The organism is Collinsella sp. BIOML-A6, assembly GCF_009875845.1.
Classification (GTDB): domain Bacteria; phylum Actinomycetota; class Coriobacteriia; order Coriobacteriales; family Coriobacteriaceae; genus Collinsella; species Collinsella aerofaciens_H.
The window spans coordinates 28,563-48,153 of record NZ_WWSL01000011.1 but is presented as its reverse complement, the minus strand read 5'-3'; the positions used below and the strand labels follow the sequence as shown (position 1 = coordinate 48,153).

The 19,591-nt window shown below is 62.1% G+C and carries 18 protein-coding genes; 1 reads left to right on the top strand and 17 read right to left on the bottom strand.

Annotation, left to right across the window (positions count from 1 at the left end; genetic code table 11):
- Nucleotides 1–80: 80 nt before the first annotated feature.
- The 14 genes from GT495_RS05140 to GT495_RS05075 form a co-directional block, all read right to left on the bottom strand.
- Nucleotides 81–1,160 carry a hypothetical protein gene (locus GT495_RS05140; protein ID WP_161161784.1) on the bottom strand — a complete coding sequence of 360 codons (1,080 nt, stop codon included), beginning with the start codon at nucleotides 1,158–1,160 and terminating at the stop codon, nucleotides 81–83.
- A 126-nt stretch (nucleotides 1,161–1,286) separates the two neighbouring features.
- Nucleotides 1,287–2,372 (bottom strand): isocitrate/isopropylmalate dehydrogenase family protein, encoded by a 1,086-nt coding sequence (locus GT495_RS05135; RefSeq protein ID WP_161161785.1) that lies wholly within the window; start codon nucleotides 2,370–2,372, stop codon nucleotides 1,287–1,289.
- Between the two features lie 6 nt (nucleotides 2,373–2,378).
- On the bottom strand, nucleotides 2,379–3,077 hold the full coding sequence (locus GT495_RS05130) for a hypothetical protein (RefSeq protein ID WP_152077280.1): 699 nt from the start codon (nucleotides 3,075–3,077) through the stop codon (nucleotides 2,379–2,381).
- Nucleotides 3,078–3,092: 15 nt separating this feature from the next.
- The gene (locus GT495_RS05125; RefSeq protein ID WP_152074964.1) at nucleotides 3,093–3,521 is read right to left on the bottom strand and encodes a hypothetical protein; all 429 of its coding nucleotides are present in this window, start codon (nucleotides 3,519–3,521) and stop codon (nucleotides 3,093–3,095) included.
- 5 nt (nucleotides 3,522–3,526) lie between these two features.
- Nucleotides 3,527–4,606: an NAD(P)-dependent oxidoreductase gene (locus GT495_RS05120; RefSeq protein WP_161161786.1), complete on the bottom strand. Its 1,080-nt coding sequence runs from the start codon at nucleotides 4,604–4,606 to the stop codon at nucleotides 3,527–3,529.
- Nucleotides 4,607–4,698: 92 nt separating this feature from the next.
- On the bottom strand, nucleotides 4,699–5,652 hold the full coding sequence (locus tag GT495_RS05115) for a DegV family protein (RefSeq protein ID WP_152077283.1): 954 nt from the start codon (nucleotides 5,650–5,652) through the stop codon (nucleotides 4,699–4,701).
- An 80-nt stretch (nucleotides 5,653–5,732) separates the two neighbouring features.
- A complete protein-coding gene (gene hpf, locus GT495_RS05110; RefSeq protein ID WP_035137685.1) occupies nucleotides 5,733–6,317 on the bottom strand; it encodes a ribosome hibernation-promoting factor, HPF/YfiA family in 585 nt (194 codons plus the stop codon).
- A 317-nt stretch (nucleotides 6,318–6,634) separates the two neighbouring features.
- Complete coding sequence (locus GT495_RS05105) at nucleotides 6,635–7,645, bottom strand: ABC transporter substrate-binding protein (RefSeq protein ID WP_240128109.1); 1,011 nt, start codon at nucleotides 7,643–7,645, stop codon at nucleotides 6,635–6,637.
- Nucleotides 7,646–8,377: 732 nt separating this feature from the next.
- Complete coding sequence (locus tag GT495_RS05100) at nucleotides 8,378–9,487, bottom strand: hypothetical protein (protein ID WP_161162679.1); 1,110 nt, start codon at nucleotides 9,485–9,487, stop codon at nucleotides 8,378–8,380.
- Between the two features lie 11 nt (nucleotides 9,488–9,498).
- On the bottom strand, nucleotides 9,499–10,305 hold the full coding sequence (locus tag GT495_RS05095) for a ComF family protein (RefSeq protein WP_370457595.1): 807 nt from the start codon (nucleotides 10,303–10,305) through the stop codon (nucleotides 9,499–9,501).
- A 102-nt stretch (nucleotides 10,306–10,407) separates the two neighbouring features.
- Nucleotides 10,408–12,108, bottom strand: coding sequence for a regulatory iron-sulfur-containing complex subunit RicT (gene ricT, locus GT495_RS05090; RefSeq protein ID WP_161161789.1), 1,701 nt, complete (start codon nucleotides 12,106–12,108; stop codon nucleotides 10,408–10,410).
- On the bottom strand, nucleotides 12,099–13,226 hold the full coding sequence (locus tag GT495_RS05085) for an ATP-binding protein (RefSeq protein ID WP_161161790.1): 1,128 nt from the start codon (nucleotides 13,224–13,226) through the stop codon (nucleotides 12,099–12,101). Before GT495_RS05085 ends, ricT begins: the two co-directional genes overlap by 10 nt.
- 1 nt (nucleotide 13,227) lies before the next feature.
- Nucleotides 13,228–13,911, bottom strand: a complete 684-nt coding sequence (tmk, locus tag GT495_RS05080) for a dTMP kinase (RefSeq protein ID WP_161161791.1) — start codon at nucleotides 13,909–13,911, stop codon at nucleotides 13,228–13,230.
- Nucleotides 13,912–14,162: 251 nt separating this feature from the next.
- Nucleotides 14,163–14,534 carry a serine hydrolase gene (locus GT495_RS05075; protein ID WP_161161792.1) on the bottom strand — a complete coding sequence of 124 codons (372 nt, stop codon included), beginning with the start codon at nucleotides 14,532–14,534 and terminating at the stop codon, nucleotides 14,163–14,165.
- A gap of 130 nt (nucleotides 14,535–14,664) precedes the next feature.
- Between GT495_RS05075 and GT495_RS05070 the strand changes: the two genes are divergently transcribed.
- Nucleotides 14,665–15,708, top strand: coding sequence for a zinc ribbon domain-containing protein (locus GT495_RS05070; protein WP_161161793.1), 1,044 nt, complete (start codon nucleotides 14,665–14,667; stop codon nucleotides 15,706–15,708).
- Nucleotides 15,709–15,846: 138 nt separating this feature from the next.
- On the opposite strand, the gene GT495_RS05065 is transcribed toward GT495_RS05070, so the two are convergent.
- From GT495_RS05065 to GT495_RS05055, 3 genes are read right to left on the bottom strand one after another with little or no spacing between them, the layout of a single operon-like run.
- Nucleotides 15,847–18,441, bottom strand: a complete 2,595-nt coding sequence (locus GT495_RS05065) for a DNA topoisomerase I (RefSeq protein WP_161161794.1) — start codon at nucleotides 18,439–18,441, stop codon at nucleotides 15,847–15,849.
- A 54-nt stretch (nucleotides 18,442–18,495) separates the two neighbouring features.
- Nucleotides 18,496–19,179 (bottom strand): hydrogenase nickel incorporation protein HypB, encoded by a 684-nt coding sequence (hypB, locus tag GT495_RS05060; RefSeq protein ID WP_161161795.1) that lies wholly within the window; start codon nucleotides 19,177–19,179, stop codon nucleotides 18,496–18,498.
- Nucleotides 19,180–19,234: 55 nt separating this feature from the next.
- The gene (locus GT495_RS05055; RefSeq protein ID WP_161161796.1) at nucleotides 19,235–19,591 is read right to left on the bottom strand and encodes a hydrogenase maturation nickel metallochaperone HypA; all 357 of its coding nucleotides are present in this window, start codon (nucleotides 19,589–19,591) and stop codon (nucleotides 19,235–19,237) included.

Genomic DNA, 19,591 nt, shown 5'->3' with positions numbered 1-19,591 from the left:
AAAAAGCCCGTTAGAACGATGTCCGTTCTAACGGGCTTAATCAGATATACCGGCTTCGCACTCGAAAACTCAGGCGATCCTTACGCAAACAGGCCGTAGATGCTGATGTTGGCCTTGGCGTACAGGCCGTTGGCGTACCCGGTCCACTTGGAGCTGGCGCTGGAGGCCTGCGAAGAATACTGCTGATAGGCGGTGTAGTAGGCGGTCATGGCCTGCTTATAGGTTGCGCTATCGGCGGTAAAGGCGTCGTTGGCGAAGGCCTTAGCGTAGGTGCTGTTCTCGTCCTTCCAGGTGCCCTTCTCGCTATCCCACTCGTCACCGGCAAGGTTGATGATGTAGTCGGCATAATCCTTGCTCGCGGTGTCCTCGTTGCCGTCGGAAGGCTCGGTCGGGGCGGTCGGCATGCTCGCACTATCGCCCGCCTTCTTCTTGTAGAGCTTCTGCAGCGTCGCGGACTGGCGGACAATCTGCTTGGCCTGGTCCTTGGACACGCCATACTGCTTGGCCATGGTCTTGTAGTCGGAGGTGCCGATAGAATCCTCGGCGTACTTCTTCATTTCCTTAGAAGAGACAGTGATGCCCTCGTCCTCGGCAGCATCGAGTAGGATCTTGTTGCGCACATAGGACAGGATGACGTCGGCGGACGGAGCGGTGTAATTGCCATCGCTATTCTTGACTTTATCGAGGCTGTACTGGCTCTCGATGGCCTCGCGCGCGGTGATATCGCTCTTCTTGCCGTTGTAGCTATAGCTTGCCACGGTCGAATCGAGCTGGTCCTCGGTGAGGGTAGCCGAGCCGACACCCTTGCCGCCAAAGCCGCCATTGCCAATAAAGAAGCCGACCACCGCAGCAATCACGATGGCGACCACAAAGGCGGCAATCATCGTCTTCTTGTGCTTGGATGCATGGTCGTCCACGTCGCAGTCGTCATCGTCCTGCTCTTCGGGCATGAGGTTCTCGTCGGCGGCGTCCGCGGCGATCTTTGCCTCCAGGCGAGCGTCCTCCTCCTCGGCGGTCGTGCCGGCGGCAATATGTTCGGCAGACGTGCCGGCGACCAGATCGATCTTCTCGTCATCATCACCGTCGGGGCCTTCGCCGCGCTCGATGATCTGGATGCCGTCGATCTCGTCCTTCTCGTCCTTCTTTTGAATCAGACCCATAGTCAGCTACTCCTTATTGGGAACACAATCCCTAACAGAATACGCCCGACGAGGCGCCGGGCATATTGATTCTTAGGTTATACGCAAACACTTAAGTACTATTTAGGCGTTTGCAGCCTGCATGCTTTAGGCCAGGTGCTCAATAACGGCATCGGCGAAGGCCTGCGTACCCACCGCACCCTCGACGGAACCGGTCTGGGCACGACGTACGTCGCCGGTAACCTGCTTACCCTCGTTGAGCGTGGCGGACACGGCGGCGCGGATACGATTGGCAGCATCGTTCTCGCCCAGATGATCGAGCATCATAGCCGCAGACAGAATCTCGGCCGTGGGGTTGGCGATATCCTGACCAGCGATATCGGGCGCGGAACCGTGCGTTGCCTCGAAGATGGCGCAGTCGGCACCGATGTTGGAGCCGGGGGCCATACCCAGGCCACCCACCAGGCCAGCGCACAGATCGCTCACAATGTCACCGTACAGATTGGGCAGCACCAGGACATCGAAGTCGTCGGGGTTTTGGACCAGGCCCATGCAGGTGGCGTCGACGATCTTGTCGTTGAACTCGATATCGGGATAGTTGGCGGCCACCTCGCGCGCCACGCGCAGGAACAGGCCGTCGGTCGCCTTCATGATGTTGGCCTTGTGCACGGCCGTCACCTTTTTGCGACCGCAGCGGCGGGCGTACTCAAAGGCATACTCCACAATACGGCGGCTCTTGGCGACGGAGATCGGCTTGATCGAAATCGCGGAATCGGCGGCGAAGGTCTTTTGGCCCGAACGCTCGACGAGCTGCGAGAGCTCCTCGACCTCGGCAGCACCCTCATCAAACTCGATGCCGGCGTAGAGGTCCTCGGTGTTCTCGCGCACGATGACCAGGTCGACGTCGCGGAAACGCGAGCCGTCGCCCGGCTGCGACAGACAGGGGCGCACGCAGGCGTACAGGTCAAAGTGCTTGCGCAGGGCGACGTTAACGCTGCGGAAGCCCGTGCCGACCGGCGTGGTGATGGGGCCCTTGATGGCAACCTTGGTCACGGCGACCGCATCAAGCACATGCTGGGGCAGCGGCGTGCCAAACTCGTCCATGACGCCGGCGCCGGCCTCCTGGACGTTCCAGTTGATCTGGACACCGGTGGCCTCGACCACGCGGCGCATGGCCTGCGTAATCTCGGGACCGATACCGTCGCCGGGAATCAGGACTACATCGTGCGCCATAATCTGTTACTCCTCGTCTTCGGCGTCATCGGATTTTTTAACGCTAGCACGCTTCTTCTTTTTGGAGAGATCCAGGCCAAAACGTTTAACAAGCATTTCGCAGATCTCGCTCGAACGGGCCTTGAGATAGCTGCCCTTGCCGTTCTCGGCGTCGAACTTAAGGCGCAGCGCGAGCTTCTCGGCAACCTCGGCGTCGATCTCGCCCTGGCCGAACTCGTACAGGCAACCGAGCATGTCGCGATACTCGAGGTCGCCGTGGTAGCACTGGATGGCCTCGTCCAGGATCGGCCAAGCCTCGCGCGACCGCTCGACGCCCGTGGCTCCCCACACGCACAGCAGGCGGAAGGCGGCGTAGCGCAGCGTGGAGGAAATCTCGTCGAACAGCGCGGTCTCGGCGCCCTCGAAGGCATCGCCCAGCTGCTCGGGGCAGGTAGTGGCGAGCGCCGCCAGGGCATCGAGGGCCTCCCAGCGGGTCTGAGCCTCGGGGCGGTCGAGCGCCTCGATCAGCGCGGGCGCGCAGGGCACGACACGCTGGGGATCGCGCTCAGCAAGCAGGTGCAGCACGCGGGCGGCAAACTGGCGGATGCGGCGCGTGGGACAGCCAAGCTCTTGGACCAGGCGGTCGACGGCGTTCTCGTTCTCCTCTGCCAGCTGAAGCTGTGCCAGCTCCTCGTCGGTGAGCTGTTCGTCTTTATTTTCTGCCATAGTTACCTCTTCTATTTATTTCTTGGCGTGCTTGCCAGCACCCTTGCTGTCATCGGTGACTGAGATGAGCTGTCGGTCGGAAGCGCCATTGTGGCGTGCGCGACGGCGGTCCTCGGCGTCGCCCGCATCGGCGGCGGCGCGATGGGCCTTGTTGACATTAAAGACCTCGTCGTGCTTGCGCCACGGGCCGACGGATTCGCCAAAGCTCATCTTAAGGCCGGCGATAAAGCCGCCGAGCCAGCCGATCGGCGCAAACTGCACCAGCGGGAACAGTGAGAACACCCAGGTCAGCAGGACGACTGCCGCCGCTCCCGCAAAGTTGGCAATCCAGTAGTCGCGCTTGGTGATGACGCGCTTTTCGCACGCCCACTGGCCGCACAAAAAGCCAATGTAGATCGCAAAGAGAAAGAGCACCAGCGCAAGTACCACGAACGTCCAGCTCATGGGCGCTACTCCCCGTGATGGTGGCCGCAGCAGCACTCGTGGCCGTCGTCATGACCGTGGCCGCCGCAGCACTCGTGGTCCTCGCCGTGATGGTGGCCGCAACCGCACTCGTGCTCGTCGCCGTGCTCGCCGCAACCGCAGCCTTCCTCGTGAGCACCGTGCTCCTCGGGACGATACTGCGACCAGTCCAGACCGGCGGCGATGGCGTCGGCCTCCTCCTTGTAGAGGACCGTGATGGCCTGGGTGCCCAGCTTGGCACCACCGATGGCGTCGAGCATGTCGTAGAGCGTAAAGGCGACATCGGCGCCGGGCAGCGCGAGCTCGCGGTCATCGGCGTAGGCGAGCGCCAGACGCAGGTCCTTAATGAAATGCTCGACCATAAAGCCGGGCTTGTAGTCGCCGTCGAGCGCCTTGGGAGCCAGGCTCTCCATGGCGCCGGACTTGCCGGTACCGCCCAGGATCATCTGGCGGGTCTTCTCCAGGTCAAGGCCGCTCAGCTCGGCAAATGCCATGGCGTCTGCCATGCCGACCATGCAGGCGCCCAGCGACACCTGGTTGGCGAGTTTGGCAGCCTGGCCCTTGCCGGCGCCGTCGAAGCAGCAGATGTTGGCCGCAAAGGTGGCAAGGATGTCGCGGACCGGCGCGATGTCGTTCTCGGTAGCGCCCACGATAGCCGTGAGCGTACCGGCGATAGCGCCCGACTCGCCGCCGGTGACGGGGCAGTCAAACGCCATGCGACCAGAAACCTGGGCGGCCTCGGCAATGTCACGGGCGAGCTCGGGCGAGCTCGTGGTGAGGTCGATCAAGACCGCACCCGGCTTAGTGCACGCGAGCAGGCCGTCGCCCGCCAGGTAGAGTTCCTCGACCTCGGAGGGATAGCCCACCATGGTGAAGACGACATCGGCATGCGCCACGGCATCGGCCGGCGTATCGGCCCAGACGGCACCGCGCTCGATAAGCGCTGCGGCCTTGGACTTGGTGCGGTTGTTGACCGTGACGGGATAGCCGGCGTCCAGGATGTGGCCGGCGATGGGGGCACCCATGATTCCGGTGCCGATGAATGCGACGGAGAGCTTGTTTACCATGAAACCTTTCCTTTTGGGTTGGGTGATGCTACCAGGTTAAATACTCGGTGCCAGTGCTTGAGCTGCGGGGTGCCTGTGGTTGTAGCGCCTGTCTACTCACCGCGCACACGACGCGCGATACGGTCGGAAAGCGAAGCCTTCTCGGCGCGGTTCTTGCCCCAAAATGCAAGCGCCACCATGCCGGGCCCCACGTGCGAGCCGATGGTAGGGCCGACGGAGCTACGGATAATCGTGGCGTCGGCGCAGCCTTCCTCCTTGCGGATGGCGGCCTCGAGCCAGTCACCGTCCTTCTCGGCATCGGCAGTCATAATAGCGATGGGCATGGTGCGATCGGGCACGTAGTTCTCGCGGAACGACTTGAGGATGGACTTGAGCGCCTTCTTGCGGCCGCGGTTGACGCCGATCAGCGACAGCGAGCCGGCAAGGTCGTAGGAGAGCTCGGGCTTGACATCGAGCTTTGCCGTAAGCTGCGCCGCCGCGGGCGGAATGCGGCCGCCGGCGGCCAGTGCGTCAAAGCTCTCGAGCGTAAAGTAGCCGTGCACGTAGGTCTTGGCCTCGTTTGCCCAATCGACCAGCTGCTTGGCGGTGAGTCCCGCCGAGCGCTGGCGCACGGCCTCGAGCGCCAGGAGCTCGCCGGTCGCGCAGGGTAGGGCGTTGTCGACCACGTAGAGCTCAAAGTTGGGATACTCGGCGCGCACGGCATCTGCCGCCTGGCACGCGGAGTTGTAGCTCGACGACAGCGCCGAGGTAAAGCACAGGTAGACCGTGGGCGTGCCCTCTTTGGCGCACTCGGTAAAAAACTCGATATAGCGACCGAGCGACACAGCCGAGGTGGACACGCGGGCACCGGCGCGCATGCGGTCGTAGAACTCCTTAGGGCTCATGCTCGACCAGATGTCGTCCGTGCGCTCCTCGCCATCGATAATGAAGGGGAAACCCAGGATATCGACATCGAGGTTCACGGCGACCTCGGGGCTAAAGTCGCAGCAGGTATCGACAACGATGCGGCAACGGTCCGAATGACCGGCGGATGCGGCCTTGTCCATCAAAGCGACTCCTTACGTAAAAAAGGCGGCCATCCGCATGGGATGGCCGCCAGCCGTTAACTCATGCAAGTTAACGTATTTTACTCGTCAAGTGTTTCGATACGGGGCTTAATGATGCCATATCCACCATTCTTACGGTGATACACCACATTGATGAGACCGGTCGTCGCGTTCTCGAACACGTAGAAGTCGTGACCGAGCAGATCGGTCTGCACCAGCGCCTGCTCCTCAGTCATCGGGGTGACATCGATAACCTTCTCGCGGACGAGCAGGTCGTCCTCCTCCTCGGGCAGCAGCAGGTCGGCCAGATCCTCGACGCGCTCGACCGGTGCGACATCCGCGGCGCTGGCACCACCCTGGCGGTTGTCCACGACTTTGGTCTTGAACTTGCGCAGCTGGCGGGTAACCTTATCGGCAGAGAGATCGATGGCGGCATACATATCTGCGCCGTGCTCGGCAACGCGAATCACAGAACCGCGGGCACGAACCGTGACCTCGACAATTGCCGGGTTGGGATTCGAGGGATTCTTCTCATAACGAAGCACAACGTCGACCGTCATGGGCTCGATATCGAAAACCTTGAGCGCCTCGCCGATCTTCTCATCCACATGCGCACGCAGAGCATCGGTTACCGTCGTCTTGCGTCCAGAAACCTTGATATCCATACGTGGCTCCAATCTGCCTCGGGAACTTACTGTATTGGCTATGTACCCATTGCCGTGCATTTAATCACGCGGATTCCCAAAGACCCGAATAACGATTGCTTGATACCGCATACCGAAGTCTCGCACTTTTCCGTGGCAAAGTGCGCTATGGGAGCGCGACGGCCGCTTTGGTTTTGCACCTGAAAAATGTCTTTGACCTGCTGGTTTTATGGAAATGAAAAAGCCGGGCTCCCCTGTTGGGAAAGCCCGGCCATGCGTGTTGAAACCGTGAAGAGGTGTCCCTCCCAGCGTATAGGAGACACCGCCCCTAGCAATAACTAGCTATTGAGCTTGTTAATGTCGTCGTCGGTGATAGCGCCCTCCTGGCTGGACGATTTATTCTCGGAGGTTGCACCCTCGCTGTTCGAATCGGAGGATGCGGACTCGCTGGATCCGGTGTCGGTCGACTGCACGTCAGCGCCCGAAACCGTCTTAGTGGTAAGGTCATAGGGCATCGTGCCATACCAGACAGAGTGGACAGCATCGAGCGTGCCGTCGGCCGTAATACCGTCGAGGGCATCGCTCACGGCACGGCACAGCTCGTCGTTGGCGGCAGGACCTGCAACGCCGAGCGTCGAGGGCGTCTCGAGAGCGCCAACGTAGGAGATCTGGCTCATCAGACGTGCGAGGTAACCGCCGGCCGTGGAATCGCAGATCACATAGTCAACCTCGCCGGACTCGAGCGCTTCAAAGCACTCATTAATGTTGGAGAAGGTCTTTTGGTTGGCCGTGACGCTCTGTTTGGCGAGCGCTTCCCGCGATGCCGAGGAAGCCTGAACGCCCAGGGTAGCGGTGTTAAGCTTTTCGGTGGAAACGCTCAGTGACTCGCCGTCGCTCGTCTTTCCGAACACCGCCGCAGCGTCGTACAGGCAGGTACCAAGCGTGCTGATATCACCATCCGTGGAATTGATGTCACCAATGAAGATGTCAGCCTTTTTGTCGCCAAGCGCGGAATTGGCAGATGACGCATCGACGAAGGCAACCTTAAGGCCCATACGGCTTGCAAGGGCGCGGGCAGCGTCGACCGCGTAGCCCGTGAGGTTACCATCGGAACCCTGCATGGCCTGCGGAGCATCGGAGGTATCGAGGGCAACCGTCAGGGTACCGGGAGTGACCAGGGCATCGTCCGACACCGCCGGCGTGACGGTCTCGCGCTCGATCTGGTTAATCGTGGGTGTCGTGAACGTGGACAGTGGATTGAACGCGCATCCGCTCAAGCCCAATACGGCAATGACCGCCGCGGTCCCAGCACCCAACCGAGCCGCGTGCATCAAGCTGCCCCTCACCATGTCCACTACCCTGCCTTCTGTGTCGTATACAATCCGTGCGTTGCGCGGAATAACGGGTTGTTCCCACCAGCTGACCTGGTATTTGACCCCACACTTGCGCACCGGGGTGTTTGCTCGGGAGGCCGTAGCCACCTTCACGACTGGCCCGCTCGCCCGCGAGGCGGTATTGCCCCAAAGAAAGTAGAACGGACGGTGCGGCTTACATCTAGGACGCGCCATGATCGCGCCGCGCGCACGCGGTCGCTTACGTGGATCCCTTTGACCGCGTCTGTCTTGGACTAGGATGGACATTACGTCCGTCCGCAACCACAGCCTGGCAGGAACGTAGCGCATTATAGCTAAGTTCAAGCTAAAGTTTAAGGTTAGGGACGCCATTCGCACCGTGAGCACAGATTTTGCAGGTCGGAGCGGACCATTCGTGCCCTCATGAAGCCCGGAGCTCCCCTACGGGGAGCTCCGGGGCACCCTTCTTAGGGTGCAGTGGCCAAAAAGTTGTAAATATGAGTACTGTTACCAAATTAGTGGCAGGAATTTTTGGCTCTGCAAGCAGTTTTCACGCTCTATAACGTCAGATTGATGCCAGGATATTCCACATTTGTTTAATATTTTTCTAATCTACGCCATCTTCCAGTCCCAAAATCCCTGATTTTGCTGTTACTAAATTTATAGCAGTACTCATATTTGCTATATTTTGGCCAGAACATATATCAAACCCCCTGTTTCAGAGCATTGTTAGGCGGCTTTAAGCCCAAAACACGCCCGCAGCGTGTTAAATAGCGCCTCTTGTTTTCTTCTGCGAGCGTCAACACGGTTGCGATATCGCTTACCCATGCGCTGGTGGATGCGCCATGCGAGCGCTTCCATCGCTTCCATGTCGCAGAGCATTTCCTTGTTGACCGTCGCGACCTCGATTCCCATAGTAATCAAGCCCGTGTTGCGTTTTTCATCATGGATACGTCCCCTCCGGGAGGAATGGCCCAGCTCACCGTTGTATTCCAGGTCAAACCGGGCTGCTTCCTGATACGCATCGCAAACTGCATGCGGCATCCCCGAGATTGCCTGCGCGCGGTCATCGAACTCGATCTTGTAGTCGGTCTTAAAGGGACCGCAGGCAAATCCGCCATAGGAAAACGGAAGCGAAAACAGAGCGAGCATGATGCACTCCATGGGCGAGAGCAGGTTTTCTGACAGGTAGGGACACAGGCGCAGCAGCTGTTTGGCCACATTCCCCTTGCATGCCGCAAGGTAGCCTGCCAGGCGATCGGGCGTCAGCACCGGCTCGACTTCAAAGTAGCCCACATCTGGCGGTTGGTCCTTGTCCTTTGCAAGTCTATTCGCAACAGGCGAGGTGTAGGGAGGCAGATACTTCCCGCGATCGCTCAGTGAAATCTTGGAACACAGTTCCTGGGCCAGGGCAAACGCCCGGATGCAGCCAACCTCGCGGGCGACGGCAACACAAAGGGCCTCGGGAGATAGGCCGTACACCCCCGGTTCCACCTCTAGAATCGAGCCGGCGGGCAACCCGGAGCATACGGACCAGCTCACGCCAAGTATGCGGCGGCGCTGCACCGCAGATCCCACCAGCAAGCACAGATCTTCTTGCACCTCGCCGCTTTTGGCTCCAATCCGCACCAGGTCGGGAAGATAGATGTCCTCGGTCGAGGGCGACGACGCACACAGCACGCGGCGCTCCTCCTCAGGCTCAAGGTCCTTCCAGCTTATGTAGCCCATCTGCCGGCGCTCGGCTCGAATCATGCGCAGCGCCGAGGCGCCTGTTAGGATTACGGAAGCCGCTAGCTGCTCTTTTGTCGGTTTGTTGCACCACCTGATTGTTACCGCCACATGAATCACCCCTACCAAACGCGTGCGATAGCGAGGCCATCAACGGCCGCGGCACCGGCGCGCTTGAGTTCCGCCGAAGCCGCTGCCATCGTCGCGCCCGTGGTGATAACGTCGTCGATAAGCAGCAGGCGGCGGCCCCGCACGTCCTCAACGGTCTCGTACATGCCTCGGGCGCGTTCACGGCGTTCTTCACGACCGAGTTCACGCTGGTCGCCATGGCCGTACTTAACGAGGGCGTCGAGCAGCGGAACACCCGACAGCTCGCAAAATGGGCGCGCGATGGCTTCCATATGATCGAAGCCGCGTCGCCGAAACGCCGCCGCCGTCGCGGGCACAAACACCACTGCATCGGCGCCGGACAACACACCGCCCAAGCGTTCGGGTGCCGCGACCTGGGCATGTAAGGCGGTGTCGTATAGCAGCTCTGCCAGATACGGCGCCAGGCGTCGCTCGCCCGCGTCTTTGTACGCTTTAATAATCCGCGGCAGCGGATGCGTGTAAACGGTACATGCCAGGCACCGGTCGAGCGCTTCGGCCATCGCCGAGGACGTACCCTCGACCGAGCACTCGGTGCACAGCAAGTCTCCAAACGGGGCGCCGCATCGAGTGCAGCTATGCCGCGGGTCGATGAGCGCGAGCGCGGCCAGGCAGTCTTGGCAAATAAGCGCACCGGCGCGCTCGCAGCCGGCGCATCGCGTGGGCGACAACGCCTCAAGCGCCTCGTGCGCCGCCCGCTCGGCAAACGGTAGCAATTCATCCGCAAACGGTAGGATGCCGGTACCTTGCAGGCATCCCAACACATTCAAATGTCTCTTCACGACACAACCCTCCCTACGTTCGGTCGCAGGGAGGGTTGTTGATTCAGCGCTATAGTACCCCGACGCGTTTGGGGTCAGGCAGGTTAAATCCGTTTGCGGGCGCTATTCGCCGGTGGGCGGTTGCGGTGCGGACGAGTTTTGGTTCGAGCCCTCGCCACCATCTTGACGCGGCTTGCGGGAACGGCGACGGCGACGGCGCTTCTGGCCCTGGTCGGCCGAACCCTCGCCACCACGATCTTCGCGCGACTCGCGTTCGTCGCGAGCAGCGCCGCGCGCGGCCTTGGCCGCCGCCCCTCCGCCATCTCCGGGGCGACGGCGTGTGACCTTGACCTCGCCATCCGAGACCTGATCGGCTACGGAGGGCACCGAGGGCTTTTGCTGCGTGCCCGAGGAATGGCGACGACGCGGACGCGGGGCGCGCTCGTCATCGTTGCGCTGCTTGCCACCCTTGTCGGCAGGCGTATCGGAACCCAAACCACCCTTGGGGGCGGCACCGGCTTCGCGAGCGGCTGCGGCGCGGAAGGCGTCCTCACGCTCCTCGCTCGACAAATGGCGGCGGCGACGGCGCGTGGGATTCATGCCACCGCCACGATTCTGCTGCTGAGGCTGCTGAGCCTCGCGCTCGCGAGGGGAATTCTTGCCTGCGGAAGCGGCCTCGCCGGCATTGCCCGAACCCGAGCGATTGCGGCGGCGACGTCCACCGGAAGCCTCCTCAGCCTCGGGTGCCTCGGCCTTTCCGCGACCCTTGCCGCGGCCGCGACTCTCGCCCTGGCTCTGACCGGCACGGGTATCGGCGTCTGCATCGCGACGGCGACGCTTGGGCATCGTCGTCCCCGCCAGACGGTCGGCGCTCGACAGGCCATCGCCCACGTCGACGCCGTTCTCGCGGTCGAGCTCCATAAGCGCCAGGCGCATCTCGGGCGACTCGATACGCTCGAGCACATCGCGCGTCACGCAATCGGGGCGGCAGTTGCAGCCCTGCTCGGCGGCCTTCTTTTTGCAGCCCTCGGAGCAGGTCATGTCGGCCAGGTTGACCTTAAAGACTTTGCCATTCTCCAGGCGCAACACCAGCTGCTCACGCGGCGTGTCATATTCCTGGATGCGCGCCTTGCCAAGCGGCGTATCGATAAGCGTCTTCTTTTTGGGCGCGCGGCTCTTAAAGTCCTTGTACGCCTCAAACTCGTAGCGCAGGCAGCACATCAGGCGGCCACAGACGCCGCTAATCTTGGACGAGTTGAGTGGCAGGTCCTGCTCTTTTGCCATGCGGATCGAAACCGGCTCAAACTGTCCGCCAAAGCGCGTGCAGCAGAGCTCCTGGCCGCACTGGGCGTAGCCGCCCACCAGGCGGGTCTCGTCACGCACGCCGATCTGGCGCATGTCGACGCGGATGTGCAGCGTCGAGGACAGGTCCTTGACGAGCTGACGGAAATCGACGCGCTCCTCGGCAGCAAAGTAGAACACAGCCTTCTCGCCGCCAAACAGGTACTCGACGCCGACCGGCTTCATCTCGAGGTCGAGCTCCTTGACCAGGCGGCGGAAGTCGACCATGGCCTCGTCACCCTGGATAGCCAGGTCGTCGGCAAGCTGCAGGTCGATGTCGCTCGCTACGCGCAACACGGGCTTGAGCGGCTGACCGATCTCGTCGAGCGGCACCTCGAAGGGATCGGCCGTGACCAGGCCGATCTCGGTTCCGCGCTCGGTAGAACAAATGGCATAATCGGCCTCGAGGATATCCAGATCCTGTGGGTCGAACCACAGGTCGCGCGAGGCGTAGGTAAACTTAACGGGTACGACTAACGGCATTTCAGTGCCTTCCTGATATCGAACAGCATGACCTCGATGGCCAGCTGGGGAGTAACGTTTATGGCGATGTTGCGCTCAGCGGTGGCAACCGCCTCGAGCGCCTGGGTGGCACCCGCAACATTCGTCGCCGCGGCAAGCCGCCCGATCGTGTCGCGCACGTCCTCGTTCACCACGTCTGCCGCCTCGTCCTGAAGTGTCAGCAGCACGTCGCGCATGAGCGTCCGCGCGCTCGCCAGCGCTTCCATGATACCCGAACGCTCGCGTGCGTTGAGTTCGCGCTTGTTGCGGTCCTCAAGCTGCTTCAATGCTCCACGCGACAGGTAGTCGGCATTTTGCTCGAGCACCTTCTCCTGCGTTGATTTGACCTCGGCGAGCGGCGCCTTGACGGCGACGATGAGCGACTTGGCGCGACTGAGCACATCGGCCTCGTCAGCGGCGATGAGCGAGTCGATGGCACGGACCATCTGGCGACGGGCGTCCTGGCGCTCGGCGCTCTTGAGGAACTCGATACCACGCGTGGGGCTTCCCGCCACAGCGACGGCCATGCGGCAGCGCGCGGGATCCTGACCGGTGGCGCGACTCACGGCCTGAGCGGCCACAGTGGGCGACACCAGCCGAAACGGTACGCACTGGCAGCGGCTCACGATGGTGGGCAGCATCACGTCGGCCGAGGTGCCCAACAGGATGAACATGACGCCCTCGGGCGGTTCCTCGAGCGTTTTGAGCAGCGCGTTGGCGGTGTTGGCGCGCAGCTGCTCGGCACGGTCGATGATGTAGACCTTTGCCTTGGCGCGGATGGGCGCCAGGGGCACGTCGTCGAGCAGCTCGCGGGTCTGCGCGATGAGGTAGCCCGTAGCGCTTTCGGGGGTGTAATAGTGCACGTCGGGGTGCGTATGGCGCGCGACGCGCACGCAGCTGTCGCACGAGCCACAGCCGTCCTGCTCGCACAGAAATGCCTGGGCAAGCGCCCATGCGGCGTCGAGCTTACCGGCGCCGGGCGCGCCCAAAAACAGGTAGGCGTGCGATGCGCGGCCGCTGGAGACGGCGTTGGTCAAAAAATCGCGCACGCGCTGTTGGGTGCCGAGCTTGGCCAGCAGGCTTGCCTGAGCGGGGGCCATGTTACTCGGCCTCCTTGGCAAGCGCGGCGACGACAGCGTCTTGCGGAATGCCGAGACCGTACGCGCGAACCTGCTCGACCGTCTTCCCGAAGACCTCCTCGATGGGCACGGTGGCGTCGATGAGCTTTACACGGTCTGGCTCCTCGGCAGCAATGGCACAAAATCCCTGGTAGACGCGCTCCTGGAAGGCCATGCCCTTAGCCTCCATGCGATCGGCCGCACCGCGGGCCGCCATGCGCAGCGCCGCCTGCTCGGGCGTGATGTGGTAGACGAGCGTGAGCGCCGGATGCGTACCGGCGACAGCCAGGTTATTGGCATCGCGCACCATCTGACGGTCAAGGCCATCGGCAAACGCCTGATAGCAGGTCGTGGAATCGTAGAAACGGTCGCACAGGACCACCTTGCCGGCAGCGAGGGCGGGAGCTATGACCTCGTGCACCAGCTGGGCACGCGCGGCCTCGTAGAGCAGCAGCTCGCAGGTGTCGCCCATCGCCGTGTTGGTGGGGTCGAGCAGCAGGGCGCGGATCTTTTCGCCGACGGCGGTGCCGCCCGGCTCGCGCAGAGTTACGACCTGATAGCCAGCGAGGTCGAGCGCGCGGGCCAGCAGGCGCGCCTGCGTGGACTTACCGGCGCCGTCGACGCCCTCGAGCGTGATAAAGCTATGTTGAGCGGGCTCAAAAGCCATGGGCGCAGCCCCTTCCTGCAAGGCGCGAAAATGCAAGTTATAGCAACCAATCCATGATACCCCAGCGTCCGGCGCACCCCAAATCGGGCCTAGTCATTGGGGACGTTCTTAAATGACTAGGTGGCAGTTAGGGACGTTCCTAAAGTGCCGGCAGAAAAGGAACGTCCCCAACTGCCGACCCTCTAAGTTGCGGTGAAATAGGGACTGAATACGCCATCTAACAGCAAATACAATCCCTATTTCACCGCAAGTTAGGAGTGGGCGCGAGCATTGATGGCGAAGGAAATATCGCGCTCGAGGGCTAGGGCCTGTTCGCGTTCGAGGTCTTGGGTGAGGATTGCCAGCACGTAAGGGCGCTCGGCGTAGACGATTGCGACATCGTGCTGAGCATCCGCCAGGCTGCCCGTTTTGTGCGCGACCAAAACGCCGCCGGGAACGCCCTCGACAATACCGCACGCGTCTTCCTGAGCCAGCAGATATCCGCGCGCTCGCTCGCACAGCGCGGGCGTCGCGATTGTCCCCGCCGCCAGCCGCTGCAACACGGCCGCAGCATCACGGGCGCTCGTATAGTTCTCGCGACCCTGCGCCTGGGCATCGGTGTCCATCATCAAACGAGCGAGCACGGTCTTTGTGACGCATGCGACAGGGCTTGCGCGGCATGACTATCCTCATATAACCAGTTGGGTCGGCGCGGCCCAACCGTACCTGAACCACCTTATAATCTAGCCAACACATCGAATGGAAGGAACCATCATGCCCCGGTTTTGCACCCACTGCGGCAAGCTTCTGACAGACGACGAGCGCTTCTGTACCAACTGCGGAACGCCGGCAACCGATGATGGCCAGGCCTCTCAGTCGCAAGAGGATGCGCAGGCAGCCGAGCATGCCGCCGCGTCCGATGCAGCCTTCGACACCGCCGCTACCACGGTTCAGCCTGCGCAGCAGCCCACGGCGACTCAGCCCCAGCAGGCGGACGTGACCGTGCAGTCCGCCCATCAGCCCGCGCCCGCCCCCCAGCCGGAAGCTGGCGCGACGCAGCAATGGGCGACGCCAGCCGGCTCCGCGCCGCAGCAGCCCATACCGACCGCCACTCCGCAGGCCGGCACCCCCGCTGCTCCCAAGAACAACAACGCGCTGCTCATCGGCATTATCGCCGTACTCGTTGTCGTGATTATCGCGCTGGTCGCATTCTTTATGATCAAGCCTTTCGACAAGGGCGCCGATGATACCAAGGGCACGACGATCGAAAAGGTCAAAATCGACCATGATGACGATGATGCCTCCGTTAAGGGTGACCCCAACAAGCTTGACGATGATGACGAGGACGCCGACGATGACGACGCCATCGGCGAGCAGAACATCTACGACCTGCTGAGCTCCTACTACAACAGGCTCTCCGATCTTGACCAACAGGTCCGCGACTGCGCCACCACATTCAACACGTATTACCTTAAGGATGACCGCAGCTCGCGTCAGTCGGCCAGCGACACCGCCGAGGCGCTCGAGGATCAGGTCGGCGCCCTCAAGGACGAGGTCGAGGACCTGGATGTTCCCGTCGACTCGCAGAACTACAGCTCGTGGAAAGACATCATCGCGCTCTACGACGACCTGGAGAATCGCATCGACATCATTTGCGACGCTTGGGAGATCAGCCTTGAGTACTCCAGCCCCGCCAACCACAAGGACGAGATCGTGGCGCCGCTGGCGCGCGACAACGTTGCAGGCACCAACGACAACAAATACCGCCTGGACTTTGAGGACCGCTACCCCGGCGCAAAGCCCGTCGAAGTGAACTAGTCGCATGCGAAACTAGTCATTGGGGACGTTCTTAAACGACTAGTCATTAAAGAACGTCCCCAATGACTACCAAAAAAACGAGCGAGGATCTTGAGGTCCTCGCTCGTTTTTGTTTTAGGTGACGTTTCGACCGTGCGGCTACTTGTCGGCAGCGGTCTTTTTGGTAGTCGACTTCTTGGCGGTCGTCTTCTTGGCGACAGTGGCTTTCTTAGTCGTCGTCTTCTTGGCCGCAGTCGTCTTCTTCGCCGTGCTCGCCTTGGTCGTCGTCTTGCGGCCGCGGGCGGGCTTCTTCTCCTTGGTCGGGCAATCCATGTTGACGCAGATACGCCACGGGCCGCGCGCCGTATTGACCTCCACGATGGGGGCGCCGCACTCGGGACAGGTCTCGCCCGTCGCCTCGAGCTTGCCACGCGCCGGCAGCGGATAGCTCACGCCGCAATCGTCATAGTTGGTGCAGCGGATAAAGCGCTTGCCGCTCTTCTCGCTCTTGTGCGCAATCAGATCGCCATGGCGTCCGGCCTCGGCGCACACCTTGCACTCGCCCACCTTAAGGTCGGGCTCGTAGTTGGTGGGGCACGTCGGGTTCACGCAGATCTCGAAAGCCTTCTGGCGGAACGGCTGGCACTTAATGCGCGGCGCACCGCACTCGGGACACACAGCGGCCTCGCCCTCAAGCGGGCTCACCTTGACGCCGCTCGGCACCGGATAGGTCACATCGCAGTCGGGCCAGCCCATGCAGCCGATAAAGCTGCCGCGGGTCTTGGCGCTCGTCTTCATGACCAGGTCCTTGCCGCACTTGGGGCAGGCGCCCACGCGCGCATCGGCCGTGACGGCGTCGCTGATGGCGTCGCCGAGCTCCTGCGTGTGCTTGAGCAGCTCGTCGAGCACGCCGGCCAGCAGCGCGCGCGAGTGCGTCACGACATGCTCTTCGGTGTCCTCGCCGCGCTCCACGCGGGTCATGTCGCCGTCGAGCTCGCTGGTCATATCGGGGCTCGTAATGCGCGGGGCAAACTGCGTCAGCGCGTCGATGATAGCGATGCCCAGCTGGCTCGGCTCAACGGGATCGTTTTTGAGATAGCGCACGGCGTACAGGCGCTCGATGATGCTCGCGCGTGTGGACTTGGTACCCAGGCCGCGCTTCTCCATCTCCTGCACGAGCTTGCCCTGGCTGTAGCGCGCGGGCGGCTCGGTCTGCTTGGCCTCGAGCTTAATGTCGAACACGTCGACCGTATCGCCCTGCTCCAGCGGCGGCATCTGCTCGTCGCGTTTAAGGCCGTACGGATAGGCCTCGCGGAAGCCCGGGGTCACGAGCACATCGCCCGAGGCCGCAAACGGCTCACCGTTCACATCAAGCTCGAGCTTGGTGTTCTCGATGGTCGCGGGCCCCATGAGCGTTGCCAGGAAGCGACGGGCGATGAGGTCGTAGAGCTTGCGCTGGCCGCCGTCGAGCGTGGACGGATCACCCTCGCCCGTGGGATAGATAGGCGGGTGGTCGGTGGTCTCGACCTTGCCGCGCGTGGGCTTCATGGGACCGGCGAGCACCTTTTTGCACACGGGCGCCAACGCCGGGTTGATCTTTGCCAGGTCGCTCACCACAGCGCCCAGATCGAGCGTCGCAGGGTACACGGTGTTGTCGACACGCGGGTAGCTGATAAGACCCGCCATGTAGAGGGACTCGGCGATGCGCATGGTGCGTGCGGGCGAGATGCCCTCGGCCGCGGCGGCAGCCTGCAGCGAGGTCGTCGCAAACGGCGTGGGCGGCTGCTGCTTACGCGAGCGCTTGGTCACCGCGGCAACGGTCGCCGTCGTGGCGCCATCGACATGGCCGTACGCCGTCTCGGCAGCATCCTTGTCGGTAAAGCGCGCTGTCTTGTGCGCGATCTTAAAGCGATCGTCCTCGGCAGCGCCCTGCGCGGCACCCATGCCGCGAATCTGCCAATAGTCCTCGGGCACAAATGCCATGCGCTCGCGCTCGCGCTCGACCACCAGGGCAAGCGTCGGCGTCTGCACGCGGCCGGCAGAGCGCACGTTGCCAAAGCCGCCAAACTTGGCGAGCGTCAGATAGCGCGTGAGCACCGCGCCCCAAATGAGGTCGATATGCTGGCGGCTCTCGCCAGCATCGGCCAGGTTCTGGTCGAGCGAGACGAGATTATCGAAGGCGTGCGTGATCTCGGCCTTGGTAAACGAAGAGTATTGGGCGCGGGCAACCGGCAAGTCCGGCGCAACCTCGCGCACCTTGTTGAGAGCGTCCGAGCCGATCAGCTCGCCCTCGCGGTCGAAGTCCGTGGCGATGATGACGCTGTCGGACTTTTTAGCGAGGTTCTTGAGCGAGCGAATGAGCTCTTTCTCGGCCGGCAGTTTAATGACGGGCGCCCAGGTGAGGTAAGGCAGGCTCTCGAGCTTCCAGCCCTTGATGGAGATACCATCGGTAAGGAACGGCTTGCGCTTGGTGTCGTACGGCGGGCGGGCCAGGCCATCGGGCATATCGGCCGGCAGCATCTCACCGTCCTCGGTCACCGAATACCAACCCAGCTTTTTATCGAACAGCACGCTGTCGCAAAAATCGGGCGCCAGGATGTGACCGGCAAGGCCGATGGTCACGCACTCCTCGCCCTTCCACTCAAAACGGTAGATGGCGGTGTTGTACACCTTGTCCTTTTTGGGCTTGCCCGTGGACAGCCGCTCGGCGATCTGACGCGCGGCGTCGTTTTTCTCGGCGATGATGAGCTTCAAAAGAGGCTCCTATCTCGTATCTCTGCGGCTACGCCCGCGCTCATGGCGGCCGACTTACGCCCTTGCTTGCTCAATCTGCCCGATGAGCCAATCGCACCAGGCATCCATGCCCTCGCCCTTGCGCGCGCTCACGGCAAACCGCGGCGCCTGCGGATTGAGGTCATCGAGTGTCTTAGTATACCTATCCATGTCAAAATCGAAAGCCGGGGCCACATCGACCTTGTTGAGCAGCTGTGCGCCGGCGTGTTGGAAGATGCCCGGGTACTTGATGGGCTTGTCGTCGCCCTCGGGCACCGAGAGGATCATGATGGACAGGTTCTCGCCCAAGTCAAAGTCGACCGGGCAGACCAGGTTGCCCACGTTTTCGATAAAGATGACGTCGATATTCTGAAGGCCCACAGCCTGGTCGAAGGCGTCGACGGCCTCCATGATCATGTTGCCCTCGAGGTGGCACAGGCCACCCGTGTTGATCTGGATGGCGGGCATGCCGGCTTCCTTCATGGTGACGGCGTCGACATCCGAGGCGATATCGCCCTCGATGACGGCGCAACGCAGGCCGGCCTTGTCGCGCAGGCGCTCGTTGGTGCCCAGAATCGTAGTGGTCTTGCCCGAGCCAGGGCTCGACAGCACATTGATCACATAGGTGCCCGCCTCATTAAATCTCTGACGCAGCTGATCTGCCAGGCGCTCGTTGCGCGACAGAATCGGCGATGCGATATCAATCGTTTTCTCGGCCATATTCGGCACTCCTTAACTTCTAACATTTTTACCCCGTTCCCAGGTAGCTGGTGGGCTAATCGTCGGGGGTTTCGATTTCGATTCTGGCGATGTCGAGCTCGCGGCCGTGCAGCAGGCGCACGTTGGCGCCGCCACAGTGGGGGCAGCGGCAATGGAAACGGTCGTGCTCAAAGACCTCTCCGCAGTCCAGACACTCGCTTTGTGGATGGACCTCCCCCACGGCAAGCTCGCAGCCGCGCGTGAGCGGGTCCTCGTCGCGAAACGTCTCCCACGCAAAGTCGAGCGCCTCGCGCACGACCTCGGTCATATCCCCGATACGCAGCGTTACCAAAACGGCGCGCGAGGCCCCCGCCCCACGCGCCGCGCGAATCACTGTATCGAGTATGCCGTTGACAATGCCAACCTCGTGCAT

Bases quoted from the DNA above. Each gene is read 5' to 3' on its own strand.
- GT495_RS05140 (WP_161161784.1), bottom strand. From the start codon at position 1,160: ATGGGTCTGATTCAAAAGAAGGACGAGAAGGACGAGATCGACGGCATC.
- GT495_RS05135 (WP_161161785.1), bottom strand. From the start codon at position 2,372: ATGGCGCACGATGTAGTCCTGATTCCCGGCGACGGTATCGGTCCCGAG.
- GT495_RS05130 (WP_152077280.1), bottom strand. From the start codon at position 3,077: ATGGCAGAAAATAAAGACGAACAGCTCACCGACGAGGAGCTGGCACAG.
- GT495_RS05125 (WP_152074964.1), bottom strand. From the start codon at position 3,521: ATGAGCTGGACGTTCGTGGTACTTGCGCTGGTGCTCTTTCTCTTTGCG.
- GT495_RS05120 (WP_161161786.1), bottom strand. From the start codon at position 4,606: ATGGTAAACAAGCTCTCCGTCGCATTCATCGGCACCGGAATCATGGGT.
- GT495_RS05115 (WP_152077283.1), bottom strand. From the start codon at position 5,652: ATGGACAAGGCCGCATCCGCCGGTCATTCGGACCGTTGCCGCATCGTT.
- hpf (WP_035137685.1), bottom strand. From the start codon at position 6,317: ATGGATATCAAGGTTTCTGGACGCAAGACGACGGTAACCGATGCTCTG.
- GT495_RS05105 (WP_240128109.1), bottom strand. From the start codon at position 7,645: ATGGTGAGGGGCAGCTTGATGCACGCGGCTCGGTTGGGTGCTGGGACC.
- ricT (WP_161161789.1), bottom strand. From the start codon at position 12,108: ATGCCGTTAGTCGTACCCGTTAAGTTTACCTACGCCTCGCGCGACCTG.
- GT495_RS05085 (WP_161161790.1), bottom strand. From the start codon at position 13,226: ATGGCCCCCGCTCAGGCAAGCCTGCTGGCCAAGCTCGGCACCCAACAG.
- tmk (WP_161161791.1), bottom strand. From the start codon at position 13,911: ATGGCTTTTGAGCCCGCTCAACATAGCTTTATCACGCTCGAGGGCGTC.
- GT495_RS05070 (WP_161161793.1), top strand. From the start codon at position 14,665: ATGCCCCGGTTTTGCACCCACTGCGGCAAGCTTCTGACAGACGACGAG.
- hypB (WP_161161795.1), bottom strand. From the start codon at position 19,179: ATGGCCGAGAAAACGATTGATATCGCATCGCCGATTCTGTCGCGCAAC.
- GT495_RS05055 (WP_161161796.1), bottom strand. From the start codon at position 19,591: ATGCACGAGGTTGGCATTGTCAACGGCATACTCGATACAGTGATTCGC.